The following is a 21,583-nucleotide window of genomic DNA, read 5'->3' as shown; positions in this document are numbered from 1 at the left end:
TGTACTAATTTAGCTTGTTTAATCATGAACATAGCTAAAATGAAATAAACGGGAATTGTTACCATTCAGTTAATATATTGGAGGGGAGTTAGTAATAAACGAAAATATTCCTGTAGAAACATGTACATCGTTATAAACAGTACGAAGATAAGTATCACGTTATTAAGTTGATTAATGTTTAATTTTAAAATTGTAGTACCTTAAAAGCCCTGACTAACACAGTTGGGGCTTTTATTATTTTGGGCACCACAATTGTTTCATTTAGATAAATTCTTTATCCATTACCCGCTTTAGATGTATGAATAACATCTACCATCAATAAATTAGCCCTGCCCCTTGAAGCTCCACTTTTCGCTTATTCTGGTACTCAAATCCGCTGCGATGTATCACGCATTTAGTGTGTCGCAATGTAAAATTTGTGTGAACTATATGTGACTCCGTGCGCAAAAACACACCAATTTTATGCTGATTTCATAGAGAAAAACATGTCAAAAATCCTTTTGCTCAGCGTTAATACAGAATGAGGTTAAAGGTAAATGATTAATTTTAAAGATTATTGTTGTGATTTTTTTTTGTGGATTTGATGGCGTATTGCAGTTTTTCCTGAACTTGATTGTACTTGTCTATACGAGTATATGTTAATAAATGCTCAAGAGAAGTAATGTCGTCGATACCTGAAAAACTGGTTGAAGGAAATTGCCGTGACTGCCCAAAACAGATTCCGTGATAATGAGATTCGAGCCGCACGTGGTACAAAACTAACCGCCAAAAGTTGGCTGACCGAAGCCCCACTGCGCATGTTAATGAACAATCTTGATCCTGAAGTGGCTGAGAATCCAAAAGAGTTAGTGGTTTACGGCGGTATTGGTCGTGCAGCCCGTAATTGGGAGTGCTACGACCAAATTGTAGAAAGCCTGACGAATCTAAATGATGATGAGACTTTACTGATTCAGTCTGGTAAGCCGGTGGGTGTATTCAAAACCCACAGCAATGCGCCGAGGGTGCTGATTGCCAATTCAAATCTGGTCCCTCATTGGGCTAACTGGGAACATTTTAACGAACTGGACGCTAAAGGATTGGCCATGTACGGCCAGATGACTGCGGGCAGTTGGATCTATATTGGCAGCCAAGGCATTGTGCAGGGCACCTATGAAACTTTCGTCGAGGCGGGGCGGCAGCATTTTGGCGGTAGCCTGAAAGGGCGTTGGGTATTAACGGCGGGGCTAGGTGGCATGGGCGGTGCGCAACCGCTGGCGGCAACCTTAGCCGGTGCCTGTTCACTGAATATTGAGTGCCAACAGAGCCGCATCGATTTTCGGCTAAAAACTCGTTATGTGGATGAGCAAGCCACAGATTTGGATGATGCGTTAGCGCGAATCAAAAAATACACCGCTGCGGGTGAGGCTGTTTCAATCGCCTTGTGTGGTAATGCGGCTGAAATTTTACCTGAATTGGTCCGCCGTGGTGTTCGCCCGGATATGGTGACCGACCAAACCAGTGCGCATGATCCGTTAAACGGTTATCTGCCGAGAGGCTGGAGCTGGGAAGAGTATCGTCAACGCGCCCAAAGTGAGCCAGTGCTGGTAGTGAATGCGGCTAAGGCTTCGATGGCAGAACATGTCGAAGCGATGCTGGCCTTCCACAATATGGGTATCCCAACCTTTGATTACGGCAATAATATTCGCCAGATGGCACAAGATATGGGTGTTACCCATGCTTTTGATTTCCCTGGCTTTGTTCCTGCTTATATTCGGCCACTATTCTGCCGTGGTATCGGTCCGTTCCGCTGGGTTGCACTCTCTGGTAACGCCGAAGATATTTATAAGACCGATGCTAAGGTTAAAGAACTCATCCCTGATGATGAGCACCTGCACCACTGGCTGGATATGGCTCGCGAGCGCATTAATTTCCAAGGGCTACCGGCGCGTATTTGCTGGGTCGGTCTGGGTCAGCGCGCCAAATTAGGCTTAGCTTTTAACGAAATGGTGCGCAGTGGTGAACTGTCAGCTCCGATTGTGATTGGCCGCGACCATCTCGACTCCGGATCAGTCTCCAGCCCCAACCGCGAAACTGAAGCCATGCAAGATGGCTCTGATGCAGTCTCTGACTGGCCGTTGCTCAATGCATTGCTGAACACCGCCAGCGGCGCGACTTGGGTGTCGTTGCATCATGGTGGTGGTGTGGGAATGGGTTTCTCTCAGCATTCTGGCATGGTGGTGGTTTGTGATGGCAGTGACGAAGCCGCCGAACGTATCGCCCGAGTATTACATAATGATCCCGCGACGGGCGTGATGCGTCATGCCGATGCGGGTTATGACATCGCCATTCAATGTGCACAAGAGCAGGGGTTGAATCTGCCAATGGTTGCCGCGACTCAGGGGAAACCGTCATGAAAACAAACATCAAAACAACCATGGAAACAATGACACTGCGCCCAGGCCAGATGACGTTGGCTGATTTGCGGCATATCTATCTGCATCCGGTACATATCACGCTGGATGATAGTGCTAATGCCTCCATTCAACAAAGTGTGGATTGTGTGCAAGCGATATTGGCAGAGAAGCGCACGGCTTATGGTATCAATACCGGGTTCGGCCTGTTGGCATCCACCCGTATTGCCACGGAAGATCTGGAAAATCTACAGCGTTCGATTGTCCTTTCCCATGCAGCGGGAGTCGGCGAACCCAATGACGACGCTATTGTACGCCTGATTATGGTGCTGAAAATCAACAGTCTAGCCCGTGGTTTTTCGGGTATTCGACTGGAGGTTATTCAGGCACTGATCACGTTAGTTAATGCAGAAGTCTACCCTCATATTCCGCTAAAAGGCTCTGTCGGTGCCTCTGGCGATCTGGCACCTTTGGCTCACATGAGTTTGCTGTTATTGGGTGAAGGCAAGGCTCGTTATCAAGGGGAGTGGCTGGATGCGCGCACCGCGTTGACCAAAGCGGGTTTGCAACCACTGACACTGGCCGCCAAAGAGGGGCTGGCACTCCTTAATGGTACTCAGGTTTCTACCGCTTATGCCCTACGCGGTTTATTCGAAGCGGAAGATCTCTATGCTGCGGCTTCTGTTTTTGGCAGCTTAACGGTTGAAGCGGCATTAGGCTCTCGCAACCCATTTGATGCGCGTATCCATGCGGTACGCGGCCAGCGAGGGCAAATTGATGCTGCCAGCACTTACCGCCATTTGTTAGGTGATCGTAGCGAAGTGTCAGAGTCACACCGCAATTGTGACAAAGTACAAGACCCGTACTCTCTGCGTTGTCAGCCGCAGGTGATGGGCGCTTGTCTGACGCAGATGCGTCAGGCCGCAGAAGTGTTAGCTATCGAATCTAATGCGGTATCGGACAACCCACTGGTATTTGCTGATCAAGGCGATGTGCTATCCGGCGGCAACTTCCATGCTGAACCGGTCGCCATGGCGGCAGATAATTTGGCGCTGGCACTGGCGGAAATCGGTTCATTATCAGAGCGCCGTATTTCGTTACTCATGGATAAACATATGTCGCAGTTACCGCCATTTTTGGTGGAGAACGGCGGTGTTAACTCTGGCTTTATGATTGCGCAAGTGACGGCTGCGGCCCTCACCAGTGAGAATAAAGGTCTGGCATTCCCTTCGAGTGTCGACAGTATTCCCACCTCGGCGAATCAGGAAGATCATGTCTCTATGGCTCCACGTGCAGGTAAGCGCTTGTGGGAAATGGCCGAAAACGTACGCGGTATTTTGGCCGTCGAGTGGCTGGCTTCGTGTCAGGGGCTAGATTTGCGTAAAGGTTTGAAGACGTCAGAGGCGCTTGAACCTGCACGTCAGCTATTGCGCCAGCATGTGGCCTACTACGAAAAAGATCGTTTCTTTGCCCCCGATATTGAAGCCGCGAGCCAGCTCATTGCACAGCGTCATATGAATGAGCTGATGCCACCGCATCTTCTACCCAGCCTCTAATCAATAAAAAGCAGTCATAAATTTGTCTATAGGTGATCCCGGTTAGCGGGATCACCCTCTCTGAACCCCTGCCTGAAAGGGCATAAATCTTGCGAGAATGTACCATGAAGAATGATTCATCCACGCTGAAACGCGGCCTCAGTGCGCGACATATCCGGTTTATGGCGTTAGGTTCCGCCATTGGTACGGGCTTATTTTATGGTTCCGCCGAGGCTATTCGGTTGGCGGGGCCAGCAGTTTTGCTTGCTTACCTTATTGGCGGTGCTGCCGTGTTTATGGTGATGCGCGCACTGGGTGAAATGGCGGTGCATGATCCGGTTGCCGGTTCGTTTGGGCACTATGCCAGCCGTTATCTGGGGCCACTGGCGGGTTTTCTGACCGGATGGACCTACACCTTTGAGATGATTATTGTGGCGCTGGCTGATGTCACCGCATTCGGTATCTATATGGGGCTGTGGTTCCCCGATGCCCCGCAGTGGGTTTGGGTGCTGAGTATTATTTTCTTTATTGGTGCGCTAAATCTCTGCTCAGTCAAAGTTTTTGGTGAGATGGAGTTTTGGTTATCCCTGCTCAAAGTGACGGCGATTATTGCCATGATTGCTGCGGGTTTGGGTATTATGATGTTTGGTCTTGGCGCGGGACATGAGAGCACTGGCGTCAGTAACTTATGGTCTCACCAAGGGTTTATGCCGAATGGTATCACGGGGGTGATTGCCTCATTTGCCGTAGTGATGTTTGCTTTTGGTGGTATCGAAATTATTGGAGTGACGGCCAGTGAGGCGAAAAACCCGGAAAAAGTATTACCCCGCGCCATTAATACCGTGCCGGTGCGCATTCTGCTGTTCTATGTATTGACACTGTTTGTTCTGATGGCGATCTATCCGTGGAACAGCATTGGGCAAAATGGCAGTCCTTTTGTCGAGATTTTCAGTAGCCTAGGCATCAGCTCTGCCGCGAATATCCTCAATCTGGTGGTGATCACCGCCGCTATTTCGGCGATTAACAGTGATATTTATGGTGCTGGCCGCATGATGTATGGCATGGCGCAAGAGGGGTTGGCACCTAAGTGCTTTAGCCGCCTGACTCGCAATGGTGTGCCTTGGATGACCATTTTGGTGATGGCCATTGCGCTGCTTTGTGGCGTGGTGTTGAACTATCTGATTCCAAAAAATGTGTTCCTGATTATTGCCTCTATTGCGACCTTCGCCACGGTTTGGGTGTGGTTGATGATTTTGATATCACAAGTGGCGATGCGCCGTTCGATGAGCAAGGAAAATGTCGCCAAGCTGGCCTTCCCTGTGCCGTTTTGGCCGCTGGCACCTATTCTGACCATTATTTTTATGGCTTTCATTATTGCGGTTCTGGGGTATTTCCCTGATACCCGCATTGCCATGTATGTTGGTTTAGCGTGGGTTGCTTTGATGACTCTTGCTTGGTGGGTTTGGTTGCGTAAGTCGCCAGCGCCTTCCCCCCAAGCGCAGGTAGAAAGCCGCTAGGCATCGCAGTGGGTAATGCTGGGCCGCTGGCAAGTCATTCAGCGGCCAAATTTATACTGTTAAAAATGAGCCGCGAGCCTTGCACATATTAACCCCCACCGTGGGCCTAATATCAAAAAACCTAATGGCAACCTAGATCATTAATTGATGGGGCAGCAGGATTAACTCGATATTGCACCAGCATAAGATTAAACCAGATATTTTTAATTCCACGGGCATATTTAATGCCACCGTGGAATTCAAGAGATATCGGATAATTAAGCTGTTTATCGAGATTCATTTGACAGCAATAACGGCAAGCTGATTTATTTATATCGCACTCTATACCAAGAGAATATTTTGCGTTTAAAGTAGCGGCGTGGCCAGATGGTGATAAACTGACCTCAATTGTGAAAAATGATAGACCTACGGAGTAGCGGCCCATGCTTAGCATAGCCATTAAGCGGTGGATTAAACGGATCGTGCTGGTCTTGGTGGTAATGTCCGTTACCATACTGGCAATACGAATTTACGATACACAACGGGGTCCGAAGCTAGAGCTTTGGCACACTTTTGTTCCCCATGAAATGCGCGCGGCTGAGATTGATAAAGCCAGTTGGGCGGATTACATAAAAGCGGAAAATAATATTTTCGATGAAGTTAGGATAAATGTGACCGAAAAATTGGAACCAAGAACTGAGGTTCCACTTAATCGCTATTATTCTGGCAGTTCGATCTACCCGCCACATTTTAAAAACGACTGGAATCGTTCTTATATTCTGCAACCTGATGGGAAACCTAAAGGGGCTGTCGTATTACTGCATGGTTTGACCGATACCCCTTACAGCTTGCGCCATATCGCTGAAAATTATCGTCAGCGTGGCTATGTTGCTATTGGTATCCGTTTGCCCGCCCACGGATCTGTCCCTGCTGCTCTGACCGATGTTGAATGGCAGGACTGGTTAGCCGCAACGCGTCTGGCAGTCCGTGAAGCGAAAGCGCTTAGCGGCCCAGATTTGCCATTGCATGTTGTTGGCTTCTCCAATGGCGGTGCGCTGGCAATGAAATACACGCTGGACTCGATGGATGATCCGGCACTGGCGAAACCTGCGCGGGTGATATTGATCTCCCCAATGATTGGTGTGACTAGCTTTGCGCGTTTTGCGGGTGTTGCCGGTTGGCCTGCTATCTTCCCAGCTTTTGCTAAAGCAGCCTGGTTAGGGATCGTGCCTGAGTTTAATCCTTTCAAATACAACTCGTTCCCGGTCAATGCTGCGCGTCAGTCCTATTTGCTCACTTCTGTGTTGCAGCAGCAAATTGCACGTGATGCCAGAAACAATAAGATGGATGAGCTACCGCCTATTCTGACTTTCCAGTCATTAATGGACTCCACGGTCAGTACCCGTGCAGTTGTTACGGCACTCTACAATCACTTGCCGAAAAATGGCAGCGAAGTGGTGCTGTTTGATTTGAACCGCGCAGCCAGCTTCGGCCCGTTACTGAGAACATCTTCTTATACCGCACTGGCTCGTTTATTGCCGCCACCGCCGCGTAATTACAGTGCGACGGTGATTACCAACGTTTCTCCGCAAAGTAATGAAACAGTGGCGATAACTACACTGGCAGGCCAAACCAACGAGACTTCAGTGCCAACGGGCTTGGAATATCCGCCGGATATCTTCTCGTTGTCTCACGTCGCATTGCCATTCCCAATGAGTGACTCGCTGTATGGTCGCTACCCTGATCCGCGTGACCAATATGGTATCAGCTTGGGGACATTTGCCGCGCGTGGTGAACGTGCTGTGCTGGTGGTCGGATTGGATTCATTGATGCGTATTTCATCCAACCCCTTCTATCCGTATATGTTGCAGCGGATAGACGACAAAATAGAGACACCCGCTCAGTAAGATTGCTGTTGAAGCCCCCAAAATTGGGGGCTTTTTCATAATGAGTGCCATACTTTCAAGCCGAACTCATTCTTCATATTTATTGACCCTGAAAGGAAAACACTATGTCGATCGAAAAAGTCGTATACCGTGCCAAAGCTAAAGCCACTGGTGGTCGTGACGGACGAGCAACATCCTCTGATGGTGTTTTGGATGTGAAATTAGGTGTGCCAAAAGAGATGGGCGGCGCGGGTGGCGCGGTGACTAACCCTGAGCAATTGTTTGCTGCGGGTTACTCTGCTTGCTTCCTCGGCGCACTGAAATTCGTGGCATCAAAAGAGAAGGTCAAGATCCCTGACGATGCCAGCATCGAGGGCACTGTCGGTATTGGTGCCATTCCTACTGGCTTTGGCATTGAAGTGCAACTGGATATTAGTTTGCCGGGGATTGAGCGCAGTGTTGCTGAAGATTTAGTGAAAAAAGCGCATGTTGTCTGCCCTTACTCCAATGCCACTCGTGGCAATATTGATGTCACGTTGAATATCAAATAAGCCAATACCTGCCTCCAAAGCCCACGGGAAATCTCGGTGGGCTGTGCCATTTAACTCCCTCCAGCGCATTTTTTGTACTATTTATGCACAGTTACGCCTAGATAGGCGACTAAGAGTTTGCGTTAGCTCGCGGACTGGTTCATTAATAGCCGCTAAGATAATTCTCAGTTCAAAAATCAATAGTCCGCTTATTGATATCACACTGAACCTGAAAGGGGGTTCACTGTCTGATTGATTCAAGCTGCAAATAGTGTCTTTGGAGACCTGGCGTTTTATGGACAGAGTGAAATCTTTATCACAGCAAAGTATTTCTTTGTTGTTGGCTGTTTATATTGGAATTTTCCTGAATATTTCTGTCTTTTATCGTCGTTTTGACTCCTTCAGCCAAGGTATCCAAGGCATAAAAGTATTGACCGCTATCATCGAAGTGATGGCTATTATTCTCTTTACCTTCTTTGTTATGCGGGTGATATCACTCGGTGGCCGATGGTTTTATCGTGTGGTCGCGAGCTTATTAGTGCTTATTTCTGTTGCTGCCAGCTATTACATGACTTTTTTCAATGTAGTGATTGGTTATGGCATCGTGATTTCAGTATTAACCACGGATACCGATCTGTCGAAAGAAGTTATCGGGCTACATTTTGTGATCTGGATGGTGCTGGTCAGTGCTTTGCCGCTGATCCTTATCTGGAAAAACTCCCTACGACTAACCCTGCTTGAGCAATTTAAAACCCCCGGTCAGCGCATTAAACCTATTTTATTGATGATGGCGGCGGTCGCGCTGGTTTGGTTGCCGCTTCGTTATCTGGATAATGTGCAAACGACCAATGAGCAGTTGAGAACCGTGGATTTGCCGAGCTATGGTGGGGTGGTTGCCCACTCCTATCTGCCCTCTAACTGGTTGGCGGCATTGGGTTTATACGCATATACGCAATACAATGAAAAATATGATGCGGTGACACTCTACAACCCGGCTGAGCATCATACTTATGTCGCGCCCGCCGGTATTGATGAGACCTATGTGGTGTTTATCATTGGCGAAACCACCCGTTGGGATCATATGGGGCTGCTGGGGTATTCACGTGATACCACCCCGCGTTTAAGTAAAGAGAAGAATCTGGTCGCTTTCCGTGGCACTTCCTGCGATACCTCCACCAAACTCTCGCTGCGCTGTATGTTTGTGCGCGAAGGTGGCGCGGAAGATAATCCGCAGCGCACACTGAAAGAGCAAAATGTGTTCGCCGTGATGAAATCATTGGGGTTTACCTCAGAACTGTTCGCCATGCAGAGCGAAATGTGGTTCTACAACAATGCGAATACCGATAATTATTCGTTCCGAGAGTTGATCGCCTCGGAGAAACGGAATGATGATAAGCCGGTCGATGACATGCTGCTGGTCGAGGAGTTGAAAGAGTCACTTGGGCGCTATCCCGAGGGTAAACATCTGGTGATTCTGCACACCAAAGGTTCGCACTATCTTTACTCCCAGCGCTACCCCCGCAGCTATGCCCGCTATCAACCAGAATGTATGGGCGTGGATGATTTTTGCAGCAAGCAACAGTTGATAAATTCTTTTGATAACAGTGTGTTGTACACCGATTCATTTATCGCCAATGTGATTGACCAAATGCGCGATAAGAAAGCGCTGGTGTTCTATGCCTCTGACCATGGTGAGTCCATTGACGACAACTCTCACTTCCATGGCACCCCGCGCGAAATGGCACCGCCGGAACAATTCCGCGTGCCATTGATGGTGTGGGCTTCAGACAAATTTTTGTCACAACCTGAGCATCTTGCTGCTTTTGAGCAACTGCAAAAAGAGCAGCGTGTGGGCAAAACTCACCGCCATGTTGAACTGTTTGATTCCATTTTGGGCTGCTTAGGTTACACCTCACCCGATGGGGGGATTAATGAGCAAAATAACTGGTGTCAGGCTCCTGCGAAGCCTTCTCAGCCAATAATCTAAGTCGTTAGCATTGATATAATTTACTTATGGCCTGATTTTTGACGACAATCTCCATCGATAGATTCAGCTTGCGGTATACTCCAGCCTCGATCTCTCATCGGCTGGAGGCCTCCATGACTTACCGTGTTGTCTTTATTGATGATCACGACATTGTGCGCTCAGGGTTTGCCCAGTTACTCTCTCTGGAAGAGGATATTCAGGTGGTGGGGGAGTTCAACTCAGCAAAGCAGGCTCGTGCCGGATTACCCAGTTTACAGGCTAACATCTGTATTTGTGATATCTCGATGCCGGATGAAAGCGGCCTAGATCTATTGCAGTCTCTGCCGTCAGGGCTGGCCGTCATTATGTTGTCGATGCATGACAGCCCAGCGCTGGTCGAGATGGCTTTGGAGCGCGGCGCACGGGGGTTTCTCTCCAAACGTTGTAAACCGGAAGATCTGGTTTCAGCCGTCCGCACCGTCGGCAGTGGTGGCGTCTATCTGATGCCCGAAATTGCCCAACAATTGGCCCGTATTGCTGTCGATCCCTTGACCCGCCGTGAGCGTGAAGTTGCCGTGTTACTGGCGCAGGGGATGGAAGTGCGCGAGATTGCAGAGTCACTCGGCCTGTCACCCAAAACCGTCCATGTCCATCGAGCTAACCTCTTTTCCAAGTTGGGTGTCAGCAATAATGTGGAGCTGGCGAAGCAGGTTCTGAACCTATGATGCAGCGCTTGATCATGTCAGTCGCGCTGCTGTTTATCTATACCACTGCGGCTTTCTGTTTATGGTCAATTGGGACTCAACTGGTTGATCGGCCCTTACAAGCCCTGCTGTTATTCCCCTTTGGCCTGCGTATGGGCCTTTTATTGCAAAGCCCACGTCAGTATTGGCCGGGTATTCTGCTGGGTGACGCACTATTGTGGTGGCTGCTAACGGATCAGTTTGGCTACGTCGATCTGTTGTGGTACGCGATTCCCCTTTTGCTGGCGACCACCTTATTGGCCGTTTTTGCTTCCCCTTGGCTGTTGCGCCATCAGAAAAATAGCAGTGAATGGCAATGGCCGTTGATGCAAGGCGCGGTGATTCTTGCTGCTGCCTTGATACAGGCATTGGGGTGGCAAATGGCCAGTCAACAGGGAGCCATGGCGTTGTTGTTGGGGCTGGTTGGAGGCTTTACCATTGCACCTACCTGCTTGTTATTATGGCACTATTTTGCACGACAGATTTGGTTGCCCCTAGAGCCGGGGCTGATTCATAAACCGATTAATCTGCGTTTGCAGCATATTATGTGGTATCTGCTGCTCTTCGCGCTGAGCATCTGGTTGCAGTATGAGGTCACCGAAACGGACCTACATCTGTTTGCGCCATTCTGTCTGGCGATTCCGATTGTCTTTATGTCTTATCGCTATGGCTGGCAAGGGGGGGCGGTGGCGACACTGCTCAATGGCGTGGTGTTACTGATCAATACGCCAGCGCAATTGGACTCCCATCGCGACCTGCTACTGTCATTGCTGGCGCAGAGTTTGACCGGCTTATTGCTAGGAGCGGGTATTCAGCGCCAGCGGGAGCTAAACCAACAACTGCAACTCCGCTTAAATGAAAATCGTGAGTTGGCTAAAGCATTAGTGGTGGCTGAAGAACATGCCCGCCGTGATGTGGCGCGAGAGCTGCACGATGAAGTGGGGCAGACCGTGACCGTGATTCGTACCCAAGCCAGTATTATCAAACGCTTAACGGCGGAACCGCCAGTGCTGACCAGTGCCGAGATGATAGAGACGCTGGCACTGCGGGTCTATGATGGCGTCCATGATGTGTTAGCCAAATTATGGCCTGCGGCGTTGAATAACTTGCCATTATCCGCGGCGGTCGCAGCACTGATGCGCGAGCTGATTCCGCAAGACCAATCCGTGGTGGGGGTACTGAATTGGCAACTGGATGATCACCCGATAGATGAGACGCTGAAAATCACGCTATATCGCATCTGTCAGGAGGGCGTGACCAACGCCTATCGTCATGGGGCCGCCAGCCGGATTGAGATTGATGCGCGACAGGATAGCCAGAAAATATATCTGACGATTCGCGATAACGGAAAAGGCATCGATTTAGCCACATTAACACCCGGTTATGGGCTACGTGGTATGCAGTCTAGAGTGAGCGCGTTGGGGGGCAGTTTTAGTCTGAGTGTCGATCAGGGCACCTGCTTAAATGTGATCCTTCCCACAGTTTCTTTGCCAGCGAATGAAAACTAGGAAATATTCTCGGATGCAGCGGGAATTTCGCTAATGGGTTTCGTGCGTGCGCGCATCATGATGATGGTACTTGTCACAATATCCTGAGGTTCAACATGTGGTCTTTCCTCAAAAGCCGCGATAACGTACCGCCAGTCACGAATCAAGCGCAAATTGATTCCTCGTATAAATATTGGCGCATTCAATTAATGTGGACGATGTATATCGGCTACGCTGCATTTTATTTTACCCGTAAGAGCTTCACCTTCATCATGCCTGCCATGCTCAGCGATCTGGGCCTCACGATGTCGGATGTGGGGATCTTAGGCACGCTGTTTTATATCACCTACGGCTGCTCTAAATTTATCTCTGGGATGATCAGCGACCGCTCAAACCCGCGCTATTTTATGGGGATTGGGCTGGTGATGACCGGGATCATCAATATCCTGTTTGGCATGAGTTCGTCACTGTTGGTATTTGGTTCGCTGTGGATCTTAAATGCGTTTTTCCAAGGTTGGGGTTGGCCGCCATGTTCCAAGATTCTTACCAGTTGGTATTCGCGCTCAGAGCGCGGAGGTTGGTGGGCGGTTTGGAATACCTCCCATAATTTTGGCGGGGCATTAATCCCACTGTTAGTCGGTTTTATCTCCCTGCACTTTAGCTGGCGCTACGGCATGATTATCCCCGGTATTATCGGTGTGGTGATTGGCTTACTGATGTGTTGGCGCTTGCGCGATAAGCCAAGCACCATGGGGCTGCCCAGTGTGGGTAAGTGGCGCAATGATGCCATGGAGCTGGTGCAGGAGTCAGAAGGGCAAGGGCTGTCGAATAAAGAGATAGTGAAACGCTATGTGTTAACCAATAAATATATCTGGTTGCTGGCGGTTTCCTATGTGCTGGTTTATATCGTTCGTACTGCCATCAATGACTGGGGCAATCTCTATTTAACGCAAGAGAAAGGCTACTCTTTGATGACCGCCAACTCCGCGATTTCATTATTTGAAGTGGGTGGGTTTATTGGCTCGTTGGTGGCAGGTTGGGGTTCGGATAAGTGGTTCCGTGGTAACCGTGGGCCGATGAACTTGATTTTCGCCATTGGTATTTTCCTCTCTGTGGCGTCATTGTGGATTATGCCAGGAGTCAGTTATGTCTTGCAGGCGGGCTGCTTCTTCGCTATTGGCTTCTTTATTTTTGGCCCGCAGATGTTGATTGGTATGGCGGCGGCTGAGTGCTCACATAAAGATGCCGCCGGTGCCGCCACCGGCTTTGTTGGGTTATTCGCATACTTAGGTGCAGCTTTATCTGGCTACCCTATTGCTCGCGTGATGGAGATTTGGCACTGGAATGGTTTCTTTGTGGTGATTTCTGTTGCCGCCTGCTTATCTGCTTTCTTCTTGCTGCCATTCCTGCGGGCGCAATCGCCACAGCTCAAGCCAGCGGAAGCCTGATTTAAGCATAAATTGATGCTGTTTTGACCGCTGGTGGTGATATTAACAACAGTTGCCAGCGGGTTCTTAAAAATTGATTGACGCTCTATAACCGTAGCAGTAAGATGCGCCCCAATTCGGCGAGTAGCGCAGCTTGGTAGCGCAACTGGTTTGGGACCAGTGGGTCGGAGGTTCGAATCCTCTCTCGCCGACCAAATTTAAGAACCCTGACAGCAATGTCAGGGTTTTTTTTCGTGCTTGTTTTCACTGAGACGATTGGATTTATACCCCATGAAAATTTATGCAATAAGAGTCTATTTTTATTTATTATTAATTAATAAGTAGTATTTTCATCTTATGGCTACTCTTGTTTGTTCTTATTAATTCTTGTCCATAAATATAAAGTATTCTTCTAATATTTTATATTCCCCTCGTCTTGTTGACTTTCTGTGATGAAGAGCTGCTAATTGATATCTATTATTCGCAGAAAATGAACCGCTTTAATAAACATCCATCATATTATTTGAGGGATAAAATAAAGTGAATATCACTCATGGAAATAAATAGATGAGGTTGACCCTATTGCCGCTTTGTTGTGGTCAGTCATCGCATGTTTATTCTAATTTGAATAGGGCCAGCTACCATGATATCTAACATAATAAAAAGAGTGAAGAGACTGAGGAAAATTGAAAGCCGCCATCTTAATCTGGGGTGTTTGCTCTTTTATTTGATGGCTATTGTGATGTCCCCGTTTAAAGTTTTTGCTGAAATAGTACCACCAACTAACACCTCTTCCGATGATCAACCTGTCTGCGTAACAATTAATAATATCGAGTTAAGCCATCTGTATGCTTTTCCTAATGCGGCCAATTTAAAAGAGTTGGCGTCGGATGTGTATGGGCTTTGTTTGGGGGAGCAAGGCCTGTTATCACTGCTGGCTAAATTGCAGTCGCAATTAGTGGAGGACGGTTACATTACCTCACGGGTGGCTCTCGCCGATGAGTATTATAACGACGGCACACTCTATCTGAAGCTCATCCCTGGTCGGATTGAAGGTATCAAGCACGATAAAGAGAGTGCCGGTCATGTTTATCTCAATACCCTTTTTCCCAGTCAGCCCGGCGAGTTGGTTAATTTGCGTGATATTGAGCAAGGGTTAGAGAATCTGCAACGCTTGCCTTCGGTCAGTGCCTCTATGGATATTGAGCTAAATAAGGAGGATTTAAGTAGCCTGATTATGGTCAACCGCCAACAATCACGTTTTTGGCGTGCGAATACCTATTTTGATGATGCTGGATCAGATGATATTGGCCGCTATCGTACCGGTCTCATGCTCTCTCTTGATAATCCGCTATCACTCAGTGATTTGCTCTATTTCTCGGTTAACCGTGATGCCGATAACCAATATGACAAAGGCTATAGTAACTATGCGCTTCATTACTCCGTCCCCTATGGCAATTGGTTATTGAGTATGACGGGAAGTCAAGGGCACCGATATCAAGCGCTATTACTTGCAGATAGCTCATTTCAATATCGCTCCCGTTGGAATATGTTGGATGTGCAGCTTCAGCGGCTACTCTCGCGGGGCGATAATTATAAAACAACGGGTTATGTTGGGGCATTGATCCGCAAATCGGTCAGTTTTCTTGCTGACAATGAGCTGGGCGTCCAACGCCTCAAGACGACAGATTGGCAACTGGGATTTGAGCATGTGTATTATATGCCGTGGGCCACTTTCAAAGGGAGTGTGCGCTATCAGCAGGGGGCGTCATGGCTTGGTGCTCAACCCATTCCCGGTAAAATGGATAGGGCACCGGCGAGGCTGCTGGCAACCACCGCCTCACTGGATATCCCTTTTACTCTGGGGGCGCAGCGTTTCCAGCATCAGTCTGCTCTCAGTCAGCAATATACCTATTCAGATATTACCGTGCTGGATAGATTTTCGATTGGTGGCCGCAATTCGGTGCGGGGTTTTAATGAGAGCTGCGCGGTGGTGGGGCCGCGAGGGTGGTATTTTAAAAATGATGTTTCCTGGAATAGCCCGATAATTGGCCAGCAACTCTATTTTGGTATGGATTATGGTGAAGTGAGAGAGAAAGGCCCTTCGTTGCTGTTAGGTGAACGTTTGGCCGGTGCTGTCGTGGGGCTGCGTGGCAATTATAGCTCGTTCAGTTATGATCTTAATATTGGTACTCCTGTTGTCAAACCGACCCAATCATCGGTTAATCCATTCGTCTTTGGCTTTGCCGTTTCTTGGCAATATTAGTCTTGGCTGCTTAAAAGCATAATTATTTAAAATTCAATTTCTATTTAATAGAGAGTGCGAATGGCTAATTCAAATGTAAATGTAAAATGTCATGGCAGATATATTACCACAATACTATTTTATAGTCTTATGGGCTGTATTTACTTTGCCAGCATATCCTGTTCACATGCCGATATCATTGTTGATGATACGGCTCCCCTGAATCAACAGCCCAAAGTCACAGCACATCTTGAGAAAAAGAAAATGTGTAGCGTGCAAAATGCGCATTGTCAGGGGGGAACATTTACGACTGTCAATATTGTTGCACCGGATGAAAATGGAGTGTCACATAATAAGTATAAGCGATTTAATAATGCCATAGGTAAAGGGCACAACGAGCTTATATTAAATAATACGCTGGCTGATAATCCCGAAGCAACAGGCAATCCTCACTTAACGGATAAACCCGCAAGGGTCATTTTAAATGAGGTCACCTCTAATCAGCCGAGTCAGTTATATGGCTTGCTGAGTGTTGCTGGGAGAACGGCACATGTGATTATTGTCAATCCATCGGGAATCACTTGTGATGGCTGTCGTTTCAGCAATACAGGCCATGTGACCTTAACCACAGGAGTGCCCGTGGTCCACGCCGGTACGTTACTGGGCTATGATGTGAATCGCGGTGTGATCCATATTGAAAAAAATGGACTGAAGCATAATGATGATCCCTATACCTTTTTAGATCTCTTTGCTAGTTCATTAAAAGTGAATGGTGAAATTAGAAGTCGCGATATTATCGCTATTATTGGTAAGCATGCAGTCGGCTTTGCTAAAAGTGATGAAACTGTGGCTATTCGATCTATAGGTGGTTTTTCGAGCGATTATAGAAAAGCGGTCAATGTTGATGTGGGTCAATTTGGCAGAATGTACTCTGATAGAATTTTTATTAAAACCAGTGGGGGAAGCGTGGTAAATAAAGGCATTATTGATGCCGATGTGGTGGTGAATATTTTATCCAGTTTCGCCATTAGAAATAATGATGGGATAATATCGAGTCATAGAGTGAGATTAAAAGGTCTGGGTCTTATTGATAATCGGCGGGGGCAAATAAAATCTCAACGGCAAGATCTACCTTCTCATGTCAATGCAAAAGAGAAATTTGCGATTAGACTGGTTGGGCGTAACATCTTCAATAAAGAGGGGGGTATTTATTCTAACAGTGGCAACATCTCTATGCAATCTGCTGATACTGTGGGGAATGTACAAGGTGTTATTAAATCAAACTCAACTTCTGGACCGGCGAATATCAGTATTAAGTCAAAAGCCGTTAATAATTTTATGGGTAAAATTATTACCTCTAGCAATATCGCCATTAATACTGGCCACTTAAAGAATAACCAAGGAAAGATCGTCAGCATCTTCGGGCAAGTCGATTTGTCGTATAAAAAAGTTACGGATACGAGTGGGGTGATACATGGTGGCCTTGAGGTTAATCGAACCATTAAACCCTTACTCACCACCTCTCATCGTGGATGGACGAATTTTTAATACCTTAAGCTAGCCTGCCCCATTTTGGGGCGTCATTAGGGCGCGCTCCCTTGAGTGCTGGGTTGCCTGTTGGGTGATGGCGAGCACGGCAACTTGATTTGGCTTTTTTAACGGCACGCAAGATGTATCAGATTATGGCTGAGTGTGACAACGTTCACGTCACTTATCGGCTGTCACAACAGCATTTCCTCCTGTTTTCTGTCGAAATCACAAAAAAATCTGAACGGATAAGCATCATTTAGCAACAAAGTTTTTCTGTTTGTCTTTGGGTGTTACCACTGCTTTATTGAAATTACCTAGTTAATCACGCTGGCTTATCACTAATAGCATAAATTTTCATGCTATGAATGTTAACAAGAAGTTTTTTTTATGTTTGCATGCTGTTTCTCATTGTCTTGATAAATCCTTTCAGACCGTATTGACGTTGCCACCAACTGTTGCCAAATTGGTAAGTTCAGGGGGAGTAATCGAGTGCAGTTTGGGTGATTTCACGCGTCCAAAATTGCTATCGCGATAAGTTTTATCCGATACCTCAATCCCGCATCCCTGCGACTATTGGGCAAAACGGTACAGACCACGGGCTAAAAAATTATAGGGTCTGGCCGTACACACAACACACATCACCATAATGGAGCACAAGCGATGACGATTTCCTTGGGAAAAACAGGGATACTGAAATTCGGTATTGGGCTGATTGCACTGACCGTGGCGGCCAGTGTACAAGCGAAAACATTAGTTTATTGTTCTGAGGGTTCTCCGGAAGGTTTCAACCCGCAGCTCTTTACTTCGGGCACGACCTATGACGCCAGCTCCGTTCCTATCTACAACCGTCTGGTTGAATTCAAACTCGGCACCACCGAAATTGAACCCGGTCTGGCTGAGAAGTGGGAAGTGAGTGAAGATGGTAAGACCTACACTTTCCACCTGCGTAAAGGTGTGAAGTGGCAAGATAATAAAGAGTTCAAGCCGACTCGCGATTTCAACGCTGATGATGTGATCTACTCCTTCATGCGTCAGAAAGATGATAAACATCCGTACCATAAAGTCTCTGGCGGCAGCTATGAGTACTTCCAAGGTATGGGCATGGGTGATTTGATCACCAATATCGTGAAAGTTGACGACAACACCGTTCGCTTCGAACTGGCCCGCCCAGAATCGCCATTCTTGGCTGACTTGGCGATGGACTTTGCTTCTATTCTGTCTGCTGAATATGCCAACAATATGCTGAAAGCGGGTACGCCAGAAAAAGTCGATTTGAATCCAATCGGTACTGGTCCGTTCCAGTTGCAGCAGTATCAAAAAGACTCCCGTATCCTGTACAAAGCTTTTGACGGCTACTGGGGGACTAAACCGAAAATTGATCGTCTGGTCTTCTCTATTACTCCAGATGCATCAGTGCGCTATGCAAAATTGCAGAAAAATGAGTGTCAGGTTATGCCATACCCTAACCCGGCTGACATTGCTCGCATGAAAGAAGACAAAACCATCAGCTTGATGGAGCAACCGGGCCTGAACGTCGGTTACCTCTCCTTCAATATTGAGAAAAAACCACTGGATAACGTGAAGGTTCGCCAAGCATTGACCATGGCGGTTAACAAAGAAGCGATTATCGAGGCGGTTTATCAGGGTGCAGGCCAAGCGGCTAAGAACCTGATCCCACCGACTATGTGGGGCTACAACGATGAGGTGAAAGATTACGCTTACGACCCAGCTAAAGCGAAAGAGCTGTTGAAAGAAGCGGGCTTACCTGATGGTTTCGCCATCGACCTGTGGGCCATGCCAGTTCAGCGCCCTTATAACCCAAATGCTCGTCGTATGGCTGAGATGATTCAGTCCGACTGGGCGAAAGTGGGCGTGAAAGCCAAAATTGTGACCTACGAGTGGGGCGAATACCTCAAGCGGGCTAAAGATGGCGAGCATGAGACTGTGATGATGGGTTGGACCGGGGACAATGGGGACCCAGACAACTTCTTCGCCACCCTGTTCAGCTGTGATGCAGCCAAACAAGGTTCCAACTACTCCAAGTGGTGCTATAAGCCGTTCGAAGACGTGATCCAACCAGCCCGTGCTGAGTCTGACCATGACAAACGCGTCGCCCTTTACAAACAAGCTCAGGTTGTGATGCACGATCAAGCGCCAGCGCTGATTATTGCTCACTCAACCGTGTACGAGCCAGTGCGTAAAGAAGTGAAAGGTTATGTTGTCGATCCGTTGGGTAAACACCATTTCGAGAACGTGTCCCTGGATTAATTTTAACCTGTTAGATGGCCGGTGAAGGTGCAAACTGCATGTTCACCGGTTTCTTATTTAGGTTAAGACAGATACAGATGTGAGCCATATAAGCGGGGTTGCCCACGAGCAGCCCGGCATTCTACACAGAGAGTTCGGGATATGTTGCAGTTCATACTCCGACGTTTGGGGTTAGTTATCCCAACGTTTATCGGCATTACTTTGCTGACCTTCGCTTTTGTACATATGATCCCGGGCGACCCGGTGACCATCATGGCCGGGGAACGCGGTATCTCCGCCGAGCGTCATGCTCAAATCATGGCAGAAATGGGGCTGGACAAGCCTCTCTATCAACAATACTTCCATTATGTGAATGGCGTATTACATGGCGACCTCGGCATCTCGCTGAAAAGCCGTATTGCCGTCTGGGAAGAGTTTGTCCCACGCTTTAAAGCTACGCTGGAACTGGGGATCTGCGCGATGCTGTTTGCTATCGCCGTAGGGATACCGGTCGGGGTGCTGGCGGCAGTCAAACGCGGTTCAATATTCGATCATACCGCCGTGGGGATCTCCCTCACCGGCTACTCGATGCCTATCTTCTGGTGGGGCATCATGCTGATCATGCTGGTTTCGGTGCAATGGAACCTCACCCCGGTCTCCGGGCGGGTCAGTGATACGGTGTTCTTAGATGACAGCCTGCCGCTCACCGGTTTTATGCTGATTGACACCTTTATCTGGGGCGAACCGGGTGATTTTAAAGATGCCGTGATGCATATGATTCTACCGGCCATCGTCTTGGGCACCATCCCGCTGGCGGTCATCGTGCGCATGACCCGCTCCTCCATGCTAGAAGTGTTGGGCGAGGATTATATCCGCACTGCGCGGGCCAAGGGTCTGAGCCGGATGCGCGTGATTGTGGTTCATGCCTTGCGCAATGCCTTGCTGCCCGTGGTGACGGTGATCGGCTTGCAGGTCGGCACTATGCTGGCGGGGGCGATCTTGACGGAAACCATCTTCTCCTGGCCGGGGTTAGGCCGCTGGTTGATGGATGCACTGCAACGGCGTGACTACCCGGTGGTACAGGGTGGCGTGTTGCTGGTCGCGATCATGATTATTTTAGTTAACTTGCTGGTAGATGTGCTCTATGGCGTAGTTAACCCGCGTATTCGTCACAAGAAATAAGGGGCGCAGAATGTCTCAACTTACTGAGTCAACAGTAAAAAGTGCGCCGAAGCCGATGACTCCCTTGCAGGAGTTTTGGCACTATTTCAAGCGCAACAAAGGGGCCGTGATTGGCCTGTTTTACATCATTATCATGTTGGTGATTGCCGCCGGAGCCACTTGGCTGGCCCCGCACGGGCCAGCAGAGCAATTTCGCGACGCACTATTGAAACCTCCGGTCTGGGAAGAGGGCGGCAGCTGGAAATTCCTGCTGGGTACTGATGATGTGGGCCGCGATGTCTTATCCCGCCTGATGTATGGTGCACGACTCTCGTTGTTAGTCGGCTGTCTGGTGGTGGTGTTGTCACTGGTGATGGGCGTTGTTTTCGGCTTACTGGCCGGTTACTTTGGCGGTATTGTTGATGCCATCATCATGCGCATTGTCGATATCATGCTGGCCCTGCCGAGCTTGTTACTGGCGCTGGTGTTGGTGGCGGTCTTCGGGCCATCCATTGTCAATGCCTCGTTGGCACTCACCTTTGTGGCCTTGCCACACTATGTGCGCTTAACGCGCGCCGCAGTGCTGGTTGAGGTCAACCGCGACTACGTCACGGCTTCAAGAGTGGCGGGGGCGGGTCCGATACGCCAAATGTTTATCAATATCTTGCCAAACTGCCTCGCGCCCTTAATCGTGCAGGCCTCTCTCGGCTTCTCTAACGCCATTCTGGACATGGCGGCTCTCGGCTTCCTCGGCATGGGTGCGCAACCGCCAACACCGGAATGGGGCACCATGCTCTCTGACGTGTTGCAGTTCGCCCAAAGCGCGTGGTGGGTCGTGACCTTCCCCGGTGTGGCGATCCTGCTAACGGTTCTGGCGTTTAACCTGATGGGGGACGGCCTGCGTGATGCTCTCGACCCCAAACTCAAGCAGTAACAGAGG

Annotated in this window: 14 protein-coding genes and 1 tRNA gene; all 15 read left to right on the top strand. The window is 48.5% G+C overall.

The features are described from left to right. The first annotated feature begins 701 nt into the window (after positions 1-701). The 15 genes from hutU (at position 702) to dppC (ending at position 21,577) form a co-directional block, all read left to right on the top strand. Complete coding sequence (gene hutU / locus HRD69_RS05115) at positions 702-2,393, top strand: urocanate hydratase (protein WP_032814679.1); 1,692 nt, start codon at positions 702-704, stop codon at positions 2,391-2,393. A gap of 20 nt (positions 2,394-2,413) precedes the next feature. Beyond that, entirely contained in the window at positions 2,414-3,946 is a 1,533-nt protein-coding gene (gene hutH, locus HRD69_RS05110) for a histidine ammonia-lyase (RefSeq protein ID WP_004875513.1), read from the top strand. A 104-nt stretch (positions 3,947-4,050) separates the two neighbouring features. Continuing rightward, entirely contained in the window at positions 4,051-5,442 is a 1,392-nt protein-coding gene (locus tag HRD69_RS05105) for an amino acid permease (protein ID WP_004875514.1), read from the top strand. Positions 5,443-5,864: 422 nt separating this feature from the next. Further along, positions 5,865-7,328 (top strand): alpha/beta hydrolase, encoded by a 1,464-nt coding sequence (locus tag HRD69_RS05100; protein ID WP_032814681.1) that lies wholly within the window; start codon positions 5,865-5,867, stop codon positions 7,326-7,328. Between the two features lie 104 nt (positions 7,329-7,432). Beyond that, positions 7,433-7,858 (top strand): organic hydroperoxide resistance protein, encoded by a 426-nt coding sequence (locus tag HRD69_RS05095; protein WP_004875517.1) that lies wholly within the window; start codon positions 7,433-7,435, stop codon positions 7,856-7,858. A 274-nt stretch (positions 7,859-8,132) separates the two neighbouring features. Next, entirely contained in the window at positions 8,133-9,824 is a 1,692-nt protein-coding gene (eptB, locus tag HRD69_RS05090; protein ID WP_032814682.1) for a kdo(2)-lipid A phosphoethanolamine 7''-transferase, read from the top strand. 113 nt (positions 9,825-9,937) lie between these two features. After that, on the top strand, positions 9,938-10,528 hold the full coding sequence (gene uhpA, locus HRD69_RS05085) for a response regulator transcription factor UhpA (RefSeq protein ID WP_032814683.1): 591 nt from the start codon (positions 9,938-9,940) through the stop codon (positions 10,526-10,528). After that, positions 10,525-12,054 (top strand): signal transduction histidine-protein kinase/phosphatase UhpB, encoded by a 1,530-nt coding sequence (gene uhpB / locus HRD69_RS05080; RefSeq protein WP_032814684.1) that lies wholly within the window; start codon positions 10,525-10,527, stop codon positions 12,052-12,054. Before uhpA ends, uhpB begins: the two co-directional genes overlap by 4 nt. 95 nt (positions 12,055-12,149) lie before the next feature. Next, a complete protein-coding gene (gene uhpC, locus HRD69_RS05075) occupies positions 12,150-13,481 on the top strand; it encodes an MFS transporter (RefSeq protein WP_004875520.1) in 1,332 nt (443 codons plus the stop codon). A gap of 117 nt (positions 13,482-13,598) precedes the next feature. Next, a tRNA-Pro gene (locus tag HRD69_RS05070) sits at positions 13,599-13,675 on the top strand. A gap of 527 nt (positions 13,676-14,202) precedes the next feature. Then, a complete protein-coding gene (locus HRD69_RS05065) occupies positions 14,203-15,726 on the top strand; it encodes a ShlB/FhaC/HecB family hemolysin secretion/activation protein (RefSeq protein ID WP_244262996.1) in 1,524 nt (507 codons plus the stop codon). Positions 15,727-15,786: 60 nt separating this feature from the next. After that, positions 15,787-17,253, top strand: a complete 1,467-nt coding sequence (locus HRD69_RS05060) for a two-partner secretion domain-containing protein (protein ID WP_152412096.1) — start codon at positions 15,787-15,789, stop codon at positions 17,251-17,253. 642 nt (positions 17,254-17,895) lie between these two features. Further along, positions 17,896-19,503 carry a dipeptide ABC transporter periplasmic-binding protein DppA gene (gene dppA, locus HRD69_RS05055; protein WP_004875524.1) on the top strand — a complete coding sequence of 536 codons (1,608 nt, stop codon included), beginning with the start codon at positions 17,896-17,898 and terminating at the stop codon, positions 19,501-19,503. A 141-nt stretch (positions 19,504-19,644) separates the two neighbouring features. Continuing rightward, a complete protein-coding gene (dppB, locus tag HRD69_RS05050) occupies positions 19,645-20,664 on the top strand; it encodes a dipeptide ABC transporter permease DppB (protein ID WP_032814686.1) in 1,020 nt (339 codons plus the stop codon). Positions 20,665-20,674: 10 nt separating this feature from the next. Beyond that, a complete protein-coding gene (dppC, locus tag HRD69_RS05045) occupies positions 20,675-21,577 on the top strand; it encodes a dipeptide ABC transporter permease DppC (RefSeq protein ID WP_032814688.1) in 903 nt (300 codons plus the stop codon). The last annotated feature ends 6 nt before the right edge of the window (positions 21,578-21,583 follow it).

The sequence above is a fragment of the Yersinia mollaretii ATCC 43969 genome, assembly GCF_013282725.1.
Lineage (GTDB): Bacteria > Pseudomonadota > Gammaproteobacteria > Enterobacterales > Enterobacteriaceae > Yersinia > Yersinia mollaretii.
The sequence above is the reverse complement of the archived record's forward strand: the minus strand, read 5'-3'. Positions and strand labels throughout refer to the sequence as shown.

Excerpts from the sequence above, each read along its gene's own strand:
- HRD69_RS05105 (WP_004875514.1), top strand. The coding sequence starts at position 4,051 with ATGAAGAATGATTCATCCACGCTGAAACGCGGCCTCAGTGCGCGACAT.
- dppB (WP_032814686.1), top strand. The coding sequence starts at position 19,645 with ATGTTGCAGTTCATACTCCGACGTTTGGGGTTAGTTATCCCAACGTTT.
- HRD69_RS05095 (WP_004875517.1), top strand. The coding sequence starts at position 7,433 with ATGTCGATCGAAAAAGTCGTATACCGTGCCAAAGCTAAAGCCACTGGT.
- HRD69_RS05065 (WP_244262996.1), top strand. The coding sequence starts at position 14,203 with ATGTCCCCGTTTAAAGTTTTTGCTGAAATAGTACCACCAACTAACACC.
- hutH (WP_004875513.1), top strand. The coding sequence starts at position 2,414 with ATGGAAACAATGACACTGCGCCCAGGCCAGATGACGTTGGCTGATTTG.
- eptB (WP_032814682.1), top strand. The coding sequence starts at position 8,133 with ATGGACAGAGTGAAATCTTTATCACAGCAAAGTATTTCTTTGTTGTTG.
- HRD69_RS05100 (WP_032814681.1), top strand. The coding sequence starts at position 5,865 with ATGCTTAGCATAGCCATTAAGCGGTGGATTAAACGGATCGTGCTGGTC.
- uhpB (WP_032814684.1), top strand. The coding sequence starts at position 10,525 with ATGATGCAGCGCTTGATCATGTCAGTCGCGCTGCTGTTTATCTATACC.
- dppA (WP_004875524.1), top strand. The coding sequence starts at position 17,896 with ATGACGATTTCCTTGGGAAAAACAGGGATACTGAAATTCGGTATTGGG.
- dppC (WP_032814688.1), top strand. The coding sequence starts at position 20,675 with ATGTCTCAACTTACTGAGTCAACAGTAAAAAGTGCGCCGAAGCCGATG.
- HRD69_RS05060 (WP_152412096.1), top strand. The coding sequence starts at position 15,787 with ATGGCTAATTCAAATGTAAATGTAAAATGTCATGGCAGATATATTACC.
- uhpA (WP_032814683.1), top strand. The coding sequence starts at position 9,938 with ATGACTTACCGTGTTGTCTTTATTGATGATCACGACATTGTGCGCTCA.
- uhpC (WP_004875520.1), top strand. The coding sequence starts at position 12,150 with ATGTGGTCTTTCCTCAAAAGCCGCGATAACGTACCGCCAGTCACGAAT.